The sequence below is a fragment of the Vibrio sp. 10N.261.52.C2 genome (assembly GCF_041471425.1).
GTDB lineage: Bacteria > Pseudomonadota > Gammaproteobacteria > Enterobacterales > Vibrionaceae > Vibrio > Vibrio crassostreae_C.
Map to the genome: position 1 here is coordinate 99,025 of NZ_JBFROH010000035.1, position 14,917 is coordinate 113,941.

At 45.1% G+C, this 14,917-nt stretch carries 12 protein-coding genes; 8 read left to right on the plus strand and 4 right to left on the minus strand.

Features of this window, described 5'->3' with window-relative positions; translation table 11 throughout:
* Positions 1 to 183: 183 nt before the first annotated feature.
* The 6 genes from AB4307_RS14490 to AB4307_RS14515 all read left to right on the plus strand — a co-directional run bounded on the left by AB4307_RS14490 (position 184) and on the right by AB4307_RS14515 (position 6,009).
* Positions 184 to 1,557, plus strand: coding sequence for a YcjX family GTP-binding protein (locus AB4307_RS14490; protein WP_017067718.1), 1,374 nt, complete (start codon positions 184 to 186; stop codon positions 1,555 to 1,557).
* A 14-nt stretch (positions 1,558 to 1,571) separates the two neighbouring features.
* Positions 1,572 to 2,624 carry a YcjF family protein gene (locus AB4307_RS14495; protein WP_017067719.1) on the plus strand — a complete coding sequence of 351 codons (1,053 nt, stop codon included), beginning with the start codon at positions 1,572 to 1,574 and terminating at the stop codon, positions 2,622 to 2,624.
* A 123-nt stretch (positions 2,625 to 2,747) separates the two neighbouring features.
* Complete coding sequence (tyrR, locus tag AB4307_RS14500) at positions 2,748 to 4,292, plus strand: transcriptional regulator TyrR (RefSeq protein WP_229647229.1); 1,545 nt, start codon at positions 2,748 to 2,750, stop codon at positions 4,290 to 4,292.
* 18 nt (positions 4,293 to 4,310) lie between these two features.
* The gene (gene rimJ / locus AB4307_RS14505; RefSeq protein ID WP_372132193.1) at positions 4,311 to 4,898 is read left to right on the plus strand and encodes a ribosomal protein S5-alanine N-acetyltransferase; all 588 of its coding nucleotides are present in this window, start codon (positions 4,311 to 4,313) and stop codon (positions 4,896 to 4,898) included.
* A gap of 152 nt (positions 4,899 to 5,050) precedes the next feature.
* Positions 5,051 to 5,524 carry a DUF2947 domain-containing protein gene (locus tag AB4307_RS14510; RefSeq protein WP_017060433.1) on the plus strand — a complete coding sequence of 158 codons (474 nt, stop codon included), beginning with the start codon at positions 5,051 to 5,053 and terminating at the stop codon, positions 5,522 to 5,524.
* A 269-nt stretch (positions 5,525 to 5,793) separates the two neighbouring features.
* Positions 5,794 to 6,009 carry a hypothetical protein gene (locus AB4307_RS14515; RefSeq protein ID WP_017065431.1) on the plus strand — a complete coding sequence of 72 codons (216 nt, stop codon included), beginning with the start codon at positions 5,794 to 5,796 and terminating at the stop codon, positions 6,007 to 6,009.
* A 171-nt stretch (positions 6,010 to 6,180) separates the two neighbouring features.
* On the opposite strand, the gene AB4307_RS14520 is transcribed toward AB4307_RS14515, so the two are convergent.
* The 3 genes from AB4307_RS14520 to AB4307_RS14530 form a co-directional block, all read right to left on the minus strand.
* Positions 6,181 to 9,021, minus strand: a complete 2,841-nt coding sequence (locus AB4307_RS14520) for an Hsp70 family protein (protein WP_017067721.1) — start codon at positions 9,019 to 9,021, stop codon at positions 6,181 to 6,183.
* Positions 9,022 to 9,174: 153 nt separating this feature from the next.
* Positions 9,175 to 11,130: an Hsp70 family protein gene (locus AB4307_RS14525; RefSeq protein ID WP_372074224.1), complete on the minus strand. Its 1,956-nt coding sequence runs from the start codon at positions 11,128 to 11,130 to the stop codon at positions 9,175 to 9,177.
* The gene (locus AB4307_RS14530; protein ID WP_102258585.1) at positions 11,130 to 11,762 is read right to left on the minus strand and encodes a DUF2760 domain-containing protein; all 633 of its coding nucleotides are present in this window, start codon (positions 11,760 to 11,762) and stop codon (positions 11,130 to 11,132) included. Before AB4307_RS14530 ends, AB4307_RS14525 begins: the two co-directional genes overlap by 1 nt.
* 348 nt (positions 11,763 to 12,110) lie before the next feature.
* Between AB4307_RS14530 and AB4307_RS14535 the strand changes: the two genes are divergently transcribed.
* Positions 12,111 to 13,649: a sensor domain-containing diguanylate cyclase gene (locus AB4307_RS14535; protein ID WP_372132196.1), complete on the plus strand. Its 1,539-nt coding sequence runs from the start codon at positions 12,111 to 12,113 to the stop codon at positions 13,647 to 13,649.
* Positions 13,650 to 13,736: 87 nt separating this feature from the next.
* Positions 13,737 to 14,267: a 3'-5' exonuclease gene (locus AB4307_RS14540; RefSeq protein WP_017068784.1), complete on the plus strand. Its 531-nt coding sequence runs from the start codon at positions 13,737 to 13,739 to the stop codon at positions 14,265 to 14,267.
* A 122-nt stretch (positions 14,268 to 14,389) separates the two neighbouring features.
* On the opposite strand, the gene AB4307_RS14545 is transcribed toward AB4307_RS14540, so the two are convergent.
* Complete coding sequence (locus AB4307_RS14545; protein ID WP_102428587.1) at positions 14,390 to 14,839, minus strand: tellurite resistance TerB family protein; 450 nt, start codon at positions 14,837 to 14,839, stop codon at positions 14,390 to 14,392.
* Positions 14,840 to 14,917 lie beyond the last annotated feature (78 nt).

Sequence of the window (14,917 nt, forward strand, 5' to 3'; positions counted from 1 at the left end):
AAAAATTCTAAAGCCCCTGATTATGAATGTAGTCAGGGGCTTTTATTCATCTAGCATTAAGAATGTGTATTGCATACTCATCAACATAAGCAAAAGCATACAAACTATCCCAACGGGGAAAGAACATAGGCTTGCCTTTCTATTATCATAACCAGCTAGCCTAACTATCACGGAGTCGTTCTAATGAAACACCTAACTCAAGAAATGAGTGACTTTATAAGCAGAGGAACGGATTCTCATATTCGAGTAGCGGTCACGGGGCTCTCTCGTGCGGGTAAGACAGCATTCATTACTTCGCTGGTTAATCAGCTTCTTCATACGTCTACCCACAAAAACTTGCCACTGCTTGCATCGGCGAGAGATGGAAGAATTATTGGCGCAAAGCGTATCCCGCAACACAACATGATGATTCCACGCTTCTCTTATGATGAAGCGATGGAGTCGTTGAATGCACAGCCACCAGAATGGCCAGTGCCAACGCGTGATGTCAGTGAGATTCGTCTAGCAATCAAATATAAGCCTGCGAAGGGCGCGAAAAAGCTACTGAGTAAAAACAGCACCCTTTATCTCGATATTGTCGATTATCCAGGTGAATGGCTGCTTGATTTGCCGTTACTGGATATGGACTTCGATACCTGGAGCCAATCTCAGTTTGCCGCATTGAAAGGCGACAGAGAAACTTACTCGCAACAGTGGAACGCCATGCGTGGTGATATCGATTTGCTAGCAGAAGCGGACGAAAAGAAACTGGTCGCGATTGCCGATAGCTACACTCAGTACCTTCATACTTGTAAAAGTAACGGGTTGCATTGGGTTCAACCGGGTCGATTCGTATTACCTGGTGAGCTTGAAGGCGCGCCTGTGTTGCAATTCTTCCCGTGCATCGCACCTGAGGGTAAGTTCTCAAAAACAAGTAACTATGCGGTACTTAAAGCGCGTTATGAAGAGTATCAACAGAAGGTCGTCAAAGCGTTCTACAAGAATCACTTCGCGACGTTCGACAGACAAATCGTGTTGGTGGATTGCTTACAGCCACTTAATGCGGGCTATGACTCTTTCATGGATATGCGTGGCGCGTTAGAACAGTTACTTAAGAGCTTTAAGTACGGTCGAAGCAATATCTTAAGACGTTTATTTGCGCCGAAGATCGACAAGATCTTGTTTGCAGCCACCAAGGCTGACCACGTGACACCGGATCAACATCCGAACTTGGTGTCACTGTTACAACAGATGGTACATCCGGCTTGGCAGCAGGCGGCGTTTGAACACATCGACATGAGTTGTATGAGTATCGCGTCTATTCAAGCGACCAGCGCGGGTTATATCTCGTCTGGCTCAGACAATGTTCCGGCGTTGCAAGGTGTGACTTTGGATAATGTCCCTCAAACCATGTATCCGGGAGAGGTGCCGCGTAAGTTGCCTAATAAACAGTATTGGGAAACCAACCAGTTTGATTTCACGAGCTTTAGACCGATGGAGCAACATTCCGATGAGCCTTGCCAACATCTAAGAGTCGACAAGGTTTTAGAGTATCTCATTGGCGACAAGTTGAAGTAATTGAGGCAATCAAAATGAGTGAATTAAAAACAAAGCAGGTCTTTAATGAACCGTTGAAGACCTCTTTTGATGAGCAAGACAAGAGTGACGTTGGCCCGGATTTAGGCGCTCAACAACTGTTCACAGAGCAAGAGAAATTTGTCCCTGTCGCACCGCAAGTGAAAGCTGATCTTGATGGTGAAGCTGAGCAGCAATTGGAACAAGTGATTCGACCGAGCAAAAAGAAGAAGTGGTTTGGAACGGGTTTATTGGTCGCTTTTTCTGGCCTAGTTGGATGGCAAGCAATTGAATCGGTCATTACCGCAATTCAAACTGCTGATTGGCTTGCGTTAGGTTGGGCAGGCTTTATTGCTGCCATTGCTTCATTGGGTTTAGGCGCAATAGGCAAAGAGCTGTGGAAACTGCGTTCACTTAAAGATCACTTTAGTGTGCAAGAGCAGAGTGAAGAGCTACTCCAAAGTCAAAGTGTCGGCAAGGGCAAAGCGTTCTGTGAAAACATCGCCAAGCAAGGTGGCATTATCGCTGAGTCTCCTTCGTACGATAAGTGGCGAAACAGCATTAACCCAGCACACAGTGATGCAGAAGTGTTGGATATGTACGATGCGTTAGTCGTGAGTCAACAAGACAAAGTAGCGACTCAAATCGTCACTAAGTTTTCGACCGAATCGGCGGCTTTGGTTGCAGTGAGTCCATTGGCGGCGGCTGATATGTTGCTGGTGGCTTGGCGAAATTTCACCATGATCGACAAGCTTGCTGATGTGTATGGCATTGAGCTTGGCTACTGGTCTAGGATTAAGCTATTTAAATTGGTGTTAATCAACATGGCAGCAGCGGGAGCCAGTGAACTCGCAATTGATGCAAGTATGGATCTCGTCTCGATGGATCTTGCAGGCAAAGTCTCAGCTCGAGCAGGGCAGGGGCTAGGTGTTGGTATTCTTACTGCAAGACTGGGTCTAAAAGCCATGACATTGCTTCGACCTATGCCTTGGCATAACGAGAGAAAAGTAAAACTGGCAGACCTCCGCAAAGCCGTCCTTTCAGAAATAAAGCGTATCACTCTCAAATAAAGCATTTAAAGCTCAATAGTTTGAGAAGAAGAGTAAACATATGTTTACTCTTCTTCTTGACTGAACTCAGAGCTTAATCCACACTACTGTCAACTTATCCTGACACCTATAATAGGACTATTTGTGCGTCTTGAAGTATTGTGTGAAGACAGACTCGGCTTAACACGTGAGTTGCTCGATATCTTGGCCTCAAAAAGCATTGATTTAAGAGGAATCGAAATTGATGTTAAAGGTATTATTTACCTAAACTGCCCTGATATCGATTTTGATGCTTTTAGTGAACTTATGGCTGAAATTCGCCGAATTTCAGGTGTGAAGGATGTACGTAAAATCCAATTTATGCCAAGCGAAAGGCATAACACAGAGCTGATTGCTCTGCTGGCAAACCTACCTGATCCTGTTATTGCGATTGACCTTAAAGGCTCAGTCGATATGGCTAACCACGCTGCATTGAACCTTTTTAATAAGCAAGAAGACGCAGTCATCGGTGAACCGCTAGCGACGTTTGTTCCTAGCTTTAACTTTGCTCGCTGGATCGAAGGCGATGTAACGCGCCATCGTGAAGTTGTCGTGTTAGATGGTTTAGATTTCTCTATTGAGATCCTGCCGATTTACCTTGGTGGTGATGTCAACGAAGCGGTACTGGCAAGCGCAGTAATGACGATTCGCTCTTGTAATCAAGAGATGAACTCGCCAGATTCAATCCCAGAACAGAACAACCTAGGTTTCGAACACTTTGTTGGTGTCTCTAATCGCCATAAAGCCTTGATCAGCCAAGCTAAGAAATTGGCTATGCTGGATCAGCCTCTATTAATTGAAGGCGATACAGGGACAGGCAAAGAGATGTTGGCAAAAGCGTGTCATAACCGTTCAAATCGATCGTCTTTCCCATTCTTGATTCTAAGCTGTGCATCGATGCCTGATGACGTAGCGGAAACGGAATTGTTTGGTCATGCGCCGGGTTCATTCAACCATGAGCAAGGTCATAAAGGTATTTTCGAACAAGCGAATGGCGGTACCGTATTTTTAGATGAAATTGGCGAGATGAGCCCGCATCTACAAATCAAATTGCTGCGTTTCCTACAAGATGGTTCATTCCGTCGTGTTGGTGAAGAAGAAGAGATGCACGCTGATGTTCGTATTATTGCATCAACGCGCCACCGTCTTTCTGAATTAGCCGACTCGGGTTCGTTCCGTGAAGATTTGTTTTACCGCTTGAATGTACTGACTCTGTCTATCCCTGCATTGCGTGAACGCTCAAACGACGTAGCACCGCTATTGGAACTGTTCGTTGCAAAGTACGCGCAGCAGTTAGGTATGTTAAAACCAAAATTGACTCAAGAGTTAGTCGACCAGCTTGGCAATTACCAATGGCCAGGCAACATTCGTCAGTTAGACAACATGGTTCTACGCGCACTAACAGAGTTGGATTCAGACACGCTAACGGTTGAGCAATTCCACTTGCCACAGCTTGAAACATTGACGGCAGGAATGGCGAACCTGAGCTTAGATGGTTCGCTCGATGAAATCATGAAAGACTATGAATCTCAGATTCTAGAGAAGCTTTATCAGTCTTTCCCATCAAGCCGTAAGCTAGCAAAACGTTTGAATGTATCTCATACCTCAATTGCGAATAAGCTTCGTGATTACGGTATCAGAAAGAACTGATCGAATAAGAACAAGATTATGGAAGATTTGAGTACACCAGAGCGCATTTATAAGCATGATGGTAATCTGATTTTACGCACGGCTGAAATCGATGACGCTGGCATGATCAGCGAGTACTTTCAGTTTAACAGAGAGCACCTGAAACCTTGGGAGCCGATACGCGAAGATGCGTTCTTTGATAGAGCGAGTTGGGCGCAGCGACTGATTAAGTTAAACGAGCTTCATAAAATGGGGCTAGGCTATTACTGTTTACTGATTAACGCTGACTCTAATGAAATGTTAGGCACCATATCGTTCAGTAATTTGTCGCGTTTCCCGTTCTACGCTTGTAATGTCGGTTACTCATTGGCGCAAAGTGCACAAGGCCATGGTTACATGCGCAGAGGTTTGAGCATGGCCAAAGACTACATGTTTGATGTGCAGAACATGCACCGCTTAATGGCGGGCTACATGCCTCACAACGAACGCAGTGCTGGTGTATTAGAACATCTTGGTTTTGTCCGAGAAGGTTTTGCTAAAGACTACCTACAGATTAACGGTAAATGGGAAGACCATATACTGACGGCATTAGTTAACCCAAACTGGGAAGATAGACGCGCTGTATAGAGATCAATAGTCATTAGGCGTAAGTACCAATTAAGCGTAAATACAGATTTAGAGGCAGTGACGACATAGATAAAATGAAACCGTCACTGCATCAAAAAGAACAGATAGGCATGGTAAATCCATCAGCCTGAGAAGATATTTGAGGAATTTTGATGTCATACACAACTTTGGACGAATACCAAAGAAAATGGATTTTCACACACCAGTCAATGCCGCTGCCGGCAGAGGACTTGGAAAAGATTAAGCCAATGACACAGGCGAGAGCTTCTCAGTTCTGGAAAGAGAACGTGAGCCCTCAAAGCCCAGACGCAGAACGACTGAGCTCGCAAGACTGGCCAAGCAAAGCATCGAACTGGAATGAAGAGATCAGCTGGATGGCGCATTGGGAAGCGGATGAGCCTGAAATGCCAGAAGAGATTCTTAACTTTATTGATTGGCAAGATGACGTAACTGTTTATTTTTGTTATGAAAAGTACAATGTTCTTGAAACCAAATGGGCGATTTTCAAGAAGCATTGGAAGAACTTTTTGTTCTACGATGATGGCCCGATTTTAATCGGTCGTCGTCGTTCAGAAGCCCTTTGGTTTGCTACCAATGGCAAGGTGAAAATCGGTAACCGTGCTTAATCTCGGTGTGATTTAATCGAGTGAGTGTTGGTGTTTCGATCAACAGATAGAAAAACAAGAAGCGAGCATCGAGCTCGCTTTTTTTTGTGCCTAATGATCTTCGAAGATCAAGGGGAAAGACCCACTATTTGAGCCCAACTAAAGGTGACCATATCCACTCATTTAAAGCGAGTGAATTACGAAATTGAGATCGCTATCTCATTGGGTTAGTTGAAGTTTCATGGGGTTGAGCTATCTTTATATTACTGCCTTAGTGGAGGTGAAGTATTATGATTTGGGATACTCTCGAACGTGTAAATAAACTTCGCAAGGAAGCAATGGAGGATCCAGAGTTTTTGGATTCAGCAAAAATGCATGAGGAATGGCTTTTAAGCGAAACTCATAATCAATCGAACAAAGGAGCAAAAGAGAATAAACCGAAAAAACTATCTGACATTTATGAAAATACGGATTTTCCTATCAACCCAACTGGAACCAAACATTAACAATGATGAACTGCAACACGGCTAAGGCTCTTAACCAAAAAGCTATAAGTCGATTACACATACCAGCCTTAAGCCACCAATAAAAAAGCCACTTTCAACGAATCGAAAGTGGCTTTTTCTTTTCTTGCTAGCTTCTTTACCATTAGCAACGAAAGCTAATCGTTTTCAAACCTAGTTATTGATTAGGCTTAATCCGCTTGGTAACGCATCACCAAACACACGCTTAGATTCACTCTCAGAAAGCTCAGTCACTTCACTCACTAGTGTTAACCATGAGTCAGGTACCTTGCTTTGCTTAAGCTTCTCAATAACTTGATTGCGATAGTCGTCAGAGATATCAAACTGACGGTCACCGGTTTTTCGACAAATCATCACCGCTGCAAAGGCGATCATCTGCTCTTTCTGCCAGTTCTGCTCAAGTAGTTTCGGCAACCACTGTTCAGCTTGTTCTCTAGGAATCACGCTGTGTTGGCTACCATACAAAGGTGTTCTTGAAGCCAATCGACCCAGAGCCCACCAGTGCGCTTGTTCAAATTGGTTATGGTTGATCGCTTTGCTTAAGAACCAACTTGCCAGCAGCACTTTGTCTTCAACCTCAAGTTGCTCAAGTGACGCCGCTAAACGGACCATGGCTTCATAACCATTATCTTGCGCATCTTTGGCTGTCTTAGGGTTCTTCATTGCACCTGGGTGAAGGTATTTAGCGATGTCAGCCAAGATACTCTCTTGCTGCTCTTGGTTTAGCCCACCAGCGACACGACGCCAGAATACCCACCAGTCTGTCCAGCCTTGGTGGTTCTTGAACTGAATGTTCTGTTGGTAAAGGCCCCAAATCTGTTCGATACGCCATGAGTCAGTCGGATCGCCAAAGCCAGGACGTAGCGAGTATCCCGCCAAACGTAGCCAGTTCTTCTCGTGTGCTTCTGAGCGGCGACGACGTTTACGACCTAATGAGAAGGTATCAAATAGATGACGAAGGGTCGTGAAGTCCCATTCATCGCGTTTACCTAGTCGCTTCTCAAGATCTTTCGATAGTGTTTTGATCTCTTTCGATTCAGCACTCTTCTTGTTGCCGCTGTACAGGCGAGAAATCAACTCCTTACACTCTTCCAATCTTGGGTGAAGCGCGGAGGTATCAGATTCATCGCCTTGCTTGTTTCTTACTTCAAACTCAAGCAACCAACGCTTAGAGTCATCTTCTATACTCACACACTCCATTTTCAATGTGCCGACTTCGGTTAACTGACAAGCGAGCAGTACTTCAACACGCTCTTTTTGGTTGGCTTGAAGTTCTGCAGTACCTGAGCCTTCCAGCGTAGAAATATACGGTGGGAGAGGGGAGAACAAGTCGGCATCCACATTGACCATCACACCGTTTTGAATGGCGGTGTCATGAGCAATTTGATCGTGTGTTGAAGTCAGAAGATTAAATCGTACTGGCTCACCTAAAGTCAGCGAGAAACGACGGCTGTTCAAGCGTATCTCTTGGCCTTCTTCGGTTCCTTTGGCAAGCAGACAAAGCGCTTTACCCATCTTGTTTTTCTCTTGCAGATGCAAGAAGTAAGAACGGGCAGCACCGCCACCGATTTTCAGCTGTGCACCGCGGCGTGCTTTACCAAAGGCAACCGCGCCAAGGGCAACAGACCAATCTGGATGAGGGTTATCAAGCACTGTGATAGGAGAACCGTTCCAGTTGCCCAGTAGCTGAGTAATTCGCTCTGTTACCAGTTCACTGTTAAACACACCACCATTGAGCAGCACGCCAACTGGAATTGCAGGTTTGGTGTCATCGAACTCAATAGAGTCTGAGTTTTCCAATGCGGCTTTAGACACTTGTTGGTGCGTTGCTAGGAATTCTGCAACGTGCTTACTCACCGCAGGGTCAGCCACGTAAGGCAGACCAAACTCAACCACAGCACTGCGGCGTTTGTCGGGTGTTTCAGTAAACTCAGAAAGCGGGAAGAAACCTTCCAATGCGATTTGATGGACTTCTTGTTTAGTTAAACCAATACTCTTAGTACCGCCAAGCAGTTTTGAACCGCTGCCCAGCATGGTGATCTTTACATCATCGGGCGCATTGGCAGAAAGCAGGCTCTCTTTTGCGGCGCGAGTCTGTTGAATCAGTTTGGTTAGGCTAGAGGCATTGAGCTTTTTGTTTTGATTGAAGCGTTGCTCAGCGAGGTGAGCAAGCGCTAAATCGAGGTTGTCACCACCGAGCATCAAGTGTTCACCAACACCAATACGGTCGAGTGCGAGCTCGTTATTACCGTCGCTGTTCGCATCGAATTTGGCTTCAATTAAGCTTAAATCGGTGGTACCACCTCCAACATCACACACTAGAATCAGTGGGATTTGTTGAAGTTCATCTGCTGCGGTTTGTTGGTGACGGGCATACCAGTCATAACAAACGGCTTGCGGCTCTTCGAGTAATAGAATCTTACCTAAGCCCGCCAGTTCTGCGGCTTCGAGTGTTAGCTTACGTGCTGTCTCATCGAAGGAAGCAGGAACGGTAACCACAACATCTTGGTCTTCCAGCTTGTTGCTCGGGTTACGGTAGTTCCATGCTTGGCGAATGTGGTTGAGGTAGCTTGCACTCGCCACAACTGGCGAGACTTTATCGACATCAGCTGCGCCAGCCCAAGGCAGAATGTCGGAGTTACGATCAACCGCTTGGTGTGATAGCCAACTCTTAGCACTCGATACTTGGCGGCCTTCAACCTTAGCGCCTAATTCACGAGCCCATTCACCGACGATAACGTTCTTAATATCGCCTTCAACGGGGCTTGGTTCCCACGGCATCGTCAGGTCAGAAGGGGAGATTTGACCTTGTGCTGGGTGGTAACGAAAGGATGGAAGTAGGGGCTTGCGAACCACTTCACCGGGGCCGATGAGTTGGTCAATATCGAAAAGAGAAACGGGAGCATGTTGTAGGTCGTCGTTGATTTCACAGTAAGCGACAACCGTATTGGTTGTACCTAAGTCAATGCCGACTAAAAAACGAGGAGTTGCCATACAAAACCTTATTCTTCCAGAGTGATGACCAGTTTTTTGATAGCTTTGGTCTTATTGTTGTTATTCGTAAACGTCATTCCTGAGAAACAGGCAGGACTAGATTGAGAAATGCATTGATAAAGTAACGGCACCCGCTAAGGTGCCGTTGATTCATTATGCTTGTTCGTTTGAGTCGTTATTCGAGTCTTCACGAACATCGAACTCAACGTGCCACTTCTGACCGTTGTCAGTAGCAATCGCTTCTAGGTGTAAGGTGCCTAGCTCAGTAACGCGAGAAGCCAAAGTCACTGGAACCACTTCACCTTCGCGACGGCCTTCAGAAACCGGCAATGTCACTTGGATTTCAGGAAGCTCATCAAGCTCTTCAGGCGCCCAGTGATCAAGGTGCGTACCCGCTTCATCTTCACGACGAATGGTTGAACCGAAGAACTGGAAGTGTACTGGCTGACCAATCACTAGACCGAATTCTTGGCTAGGTACTTGTACGCTTGAACCTTCTTCCATACCAAATGGTGCAACACACAAAGCTTCCATCGGAGGAGCCATACCTGGGATAGCTGGCATCGCGCTTTCAATTCCTACGTAGTAAGAAGAAGCGATACCACCGCGGATACGAACGCCTTGGCCACGACGAACTGCGCCGTAGTATGAAGCGCCACTTGCAACCGCTAGGTCTAAATCTAAACCTGAAAGCTGTTTTGCGAACTCTTCGTCAGCATTGATCAACCATTCGTTGATCGTATCTGAAAGACGATCAGCAAGTAGGTTCGATTTTAGAACACCACCATTGAACAGGATTGCTGTTGGCTTGATGAAGTCTGCCGCTGGCGCTTCTGACCCTTGCGTACCGGGCATACCGGGCATGTTTGCAAACGGGTTGAAATCTTGCTGAGCCGTTTCGCTATTTCCAGAAAGCGCGTTCGCTTGCTTAGAAAGGAATGCGGCAATGTGACGAGTAATACCTGCGTCTTGAGCGTAAGGCAGACCCATTTGAGTCAGTGCGCCACGCGTCTTTTGTACAGGGTGCTCAGTTACAGCAACTTTAGGGAAGAAGCCGTCCACTAATGTTTGTTGAACTTCTTGCTGAGTCAGTTCTGTTTTCAGTGTTGCGCCAAGCAGTTTAGAACCACGGCTTGGAACAACGATAGGAACAGATTGCAGTTCAGCATCGTTAAGCAGTGCTTCTTTCGCATCACGACATGCGTGAGTCATTGCTTGAACCTGCCAAGGAGCCAGTTCTTTGCCTTCTTGAGCCAGTTTCATCTTCAGACGATACGCTAGAGCTAAGTCCATGTTGTCGCCGCCAAGTAGGATATGTTCACCTACTGCGATACGGTTCAGGCTTAGATTGCCATCGTCTTGTGTTACTTCAACTAAAGAAAGGTCAGTTGTGCCACCACCGATATCGACAACAAGCACGATGTCACCAACGTCTACTTCATCACGCCATGTGTCGTTGCTGTTATCAATCCAACTATAAAGTGCGGCTTGTGGTTCTTCTAGAAGAGTCAGGTGAGTGAAGCCCACATTACGTGCAGCTTCTGCCGTTAGGTCACGAGCCGCAGGGTCAAACGAAGCAGGGACGGTAATCGTTACATCTTGGTCTGCCAGTTTGTGTTCTGGATTCGCGTGATTCCAAGCATCTTTAAGGTGCTCAAGGTACAGTTCAGTGGTCTTAAGTGGCGATACTTTTTCAACTTCTTCAGGGCTGCCTGCAGGAAGAAATGCGTCGCGACGGTTTACACCACTGTGGCATAACCAAGATTTCGCGCTAGCGACCAAGCGAATAGGGGTCTTCGAACCAAGGTTACGAGCAATAGCACCAACCAGTGCTTTTGGCTCAGATGACCAAGGTAGAACGCGAGAACCTGAGTTCATTTCGTGTTCGTGCGGTTGGTATAGAAACGAGCCTAGTTGGCTGCGAGTTTCTACCGTACCAGGAGCCGTAAGTTGAGGGATTTGCATCACCTCAACGCGAGCGTCTTCATTGCTTGTGTCGATGTAAGACAAAACGCAGTGTGTTGTACCTAAATCGATACCAACACTGAACTTAGGCGCCTGATGTTCTTGTGAATGCTCTTGCGATGAAGAATGGTTTTGGTGTTCCATTATAGCTCCACCTCTGCCGGTGCAATTACAGATGCATCGTAGTTTTCAGCAAGCTTAGGCAGGTTCATGTTAGTTGCTTTCCAACCTTTGTGAACCAATGTGCCGTTGAATGGTGCGTTACCCGTTACGTTGCCAGTTAGGCGAATTTCTTGAGGGTTGAAACCTTCAGCAATAGTGATACGTGTTTCTTCATCTTCAGTGCGGATGTGAGACAGCGTTACGTAATCGGCTAATACTTTTTGACCGCCAGTGTGAATAACACGAGCTGCTGCGCCAACTTCTTCATCAGAGAATGACGTTAGGTCTTCTTTTAGGAAGTCAATTAAACGAGCTTCTTGCTGCATGATAGACAGTAGTTGCATTGCAGAATCTGTTGGTGCTGTTGCCAGCTTAGATTCAACTTCTACTACTTTTTCGATCACACGTTCAACTTCAACAACTTTCTCTACTTCGACAATTTTCTCAACTGGCTTTTCAACTTCAACGATCTTTTCTACTGGTTTTTCTACGACTTTCTCAACCACTTTGGTTTTACGAGAAACGGCAATTAACAGTAGTAAAACGCTTGATGCAGTTAGGCCTGCGTGAAGCATATCAAACGTTTGTGGGATTAGGTTCAAATCAACGATCATAGTGATTTCTCTTTAAAATTGATTTAACGGTATATTCGTCGGTTCAAAGGAATATACAGGTTGGAAAGAAACTCATTGGCACTAAGCCGAAACGGTCACTTTCAAGCTATAAATATGGATGGATACTAGCATATTCAAGGCTTAAGAGTGGTATTTAATGTTTTTAATCAAGTGGGTTTTTGGTGTGTTAGCTTGAAATTTAGTCGAGATTCGGTCGAATATTGGTCGTCGATGTGAGGGCAAGGTAAACAATGCCCGTTTTATGTCAGTTTTAAGACTAAACAGAAATGGAGCATGATTCCCTTCCGTTATATACTTTTAACTCATTAGAGACTATTTGGAAGCCACATGCCGCAAACTACCGACCCACTTACAGGGTTGAAGAGACGAACTCTCCCATTGGTCGTATTTTTGGTCAGTTTTTTGATTACTGTGTTGTGTTTTATATTAGTCGCGTTAAACCAAAACCGCGCGTTAAATATGAATTTGGATAGCTTTGCTACTCACCAGACACTGAGTTTGGAAGCGTTTATAGCTAATGACGTGGCTTACATTGGTTCTGGTGCTAATTTTTTCTACGCAAATGATCCTGAAAACTGGGATAAGTTTGATCGTTTTGCACAACAAACGATTAATGTTTCAAAAAGTCTAATTGGCTTGCAGTGGATGCAAAAAGTGGCAGCAGACGAGATTGCCGAGCATACCGCTAAGATGAAAGAAAAATACCCGTCTTGCGAGCTGTTCACTATTCCAAAACACGAAGCCAAAGTCTTTGGTTACATCTTAGATGGTGAGCCGGCGTTCATTGCTAGTGACCTGTATCCCAACACACAAGCAAACGACAATGTACTTGGCTTTTATTTTTCTCGTGAGCGCTTCAAGCTGGTTTTAGATAATATTAAACAGACACGTAAAGCGAATATTTCAGACAAAGTTCGCTTGCTTCAAGACGGCTTAGATCAAAATACACCAAAGACTGGCATGTTGGTTTATCACCCTGTGTTTGAAGGCGAAAGCGATAATCTACTTGGCGTTGTGATTGGTGTGGTTCGAACGACTTACTACTTTGAAAATCTACTGGCTTCGGCAGTGGGAGACATGGATGTCTATATTCGTGTTACCGATACGGGTTTCGAAGCAGAAGACTCCCCAATATTGTTTGAAACCGAGGGTTATGAAGCGGTATCTGGGCACCACATTACCAAAACAATCTCACTGACCAATCGAGATTGGAAGGTCGATTACAAAATAGATTCATGCATCTCTTTCTATGGTTATCTGGTATTAACCGGAATCGCGTTAGTCGGAACAACTATCTCATTGCTGTTGGCGTATATCGTTAATATGCAAATCCGAGAGAAAGAGCGCTTGTATCAAATGCTTGATAAAAGAACAGAAGAGCTTCGTTTTCTAGCCAACCACGACAGCCTGACCGAGGTTTATAACCGACGTGCTTTCAATAAGATGTTAGATAAAGCGATACAGCGAAATGAACCCTTTAGTCTCATCGGATTTGATGTCGACAAGTTCAAAGGCATTAACGACCAATTCGGTCACCCTGCAGGGGATGCTTTACTCATTCATGTAATTAAATTGATTTCAGTGAGCTTGAAAGAGGGGGATAACCTGTTTCGTATAGGTGGAGATGAGTTCTGTATCATTTCTAGTATTACAAACCATGAAGCCCTAGAACGATACTTACAATGTATTCTAAGAACAGTGAGCCAGTCTCATTGTGAGCACAAAGGTCGACAGCTCAGTTGTACTTTGAGTATTGGTGCTGCTATTTACGCTAATGAAAACACGGAAGAGATTCTGCAAAAAACAGACAGTATGCTCTATCAAAGTAAGTCGAATGGCCGAAATCGAGTGACAATTGCAGGCTAAATGAGCACTTGATACAACTAGGGTCGAGTTCTGTATTGGGCTCATGTACAATTTCACAAAATTTTTGACGAGAGAATTAGGCGACGTATGAATCACAATCGAGTTGTGTGTTTCGATTTGGAAATGTGCTGTTGGAGCGAAGACGGTGTGGGAACAACAGGAGAGATCATTGAAGTTGGTCTTGCTGAGATTGATCTAGCATCCGGTACTATCGTGAAGCGAGCACAATACTACGTTAAGCCAGAGAAAGACGAAGTCTCTCTATTCTGTGCCGAGTTAACGGGCATTACACCTCGTAAAATCGAAAAGCAGGGTCGCCCATTAGAGTCTGTCATCAAGTCGATGATTAAGAACTTTGGTGGTCCCAAAAAAATCTACGCAGCGTGGGGACGTGACGACCTTATCTTACACAAAGAGTGTATTGAAAAAGGCATCGAGCCTCCGTTTAGCGAGTTCTTAAACATCGCAACGCTTTACCGTGTTCAGAATCGCTTGAAAGACAAACGCATTGGTCACCGCGCTGCTCAAGAAGCCAAAAATATTGAGTGGGAAGGTCGTCAGCACTCGGGTTATGTCGATGCTTATAATCTTGCGAAACTCACATTAACTATGTTGTAGCTAAATTTTTAGCTCCTCTCAGCCCTGTTTAGTCAGCTTTCAGTTTACCGATTCAAAAAAGCGACCGGTTTCTTAACCCGTCGCTTTTATTTATTTCAGTTTCCAATTCATTATTTCAGGCACTAATTTTCGCCTAAAACACTTAACTTACTCTTGATAAAGTCACTGTGGTCAACGTAGAGCAGCTCCGCTGTTTTACGGATCACAGAATCTTCGATAGGGTCAATTTCCCCGTCGGCATGCGCTACTTCCCACATCGCTTTGATTAAGTCGATTCGCACTGGCTGAGATAGGTCTCTGAGTTGCGATGTAAAGTCATACAGCGATACTGATTGCTCTACTTTCGGCTCTGCTTGCGCGAGCAGTACCTTTGCTTGTTCTTCATCTAAATCCAGCAAACGCTGCAGAAGCTGTAGCTTAGCGACTCTTTCTGATTCATTGATCTGATGGTCGGCACCCGCGACTTCACACAACAAACTCGCGATGGCGATATTAGGTGATGTGCCTTGGTTTTTGCTTAGGTCCTGGCCTTCAATCAATTGTTTAAACATTGATGTGAGAGAATTGAACATAACGAGCTCCAGTTAAAATTTGTATCGAGTTCCGTAACGCTGATAGCTATCAACTATAACCATAAGCATAACTATTGG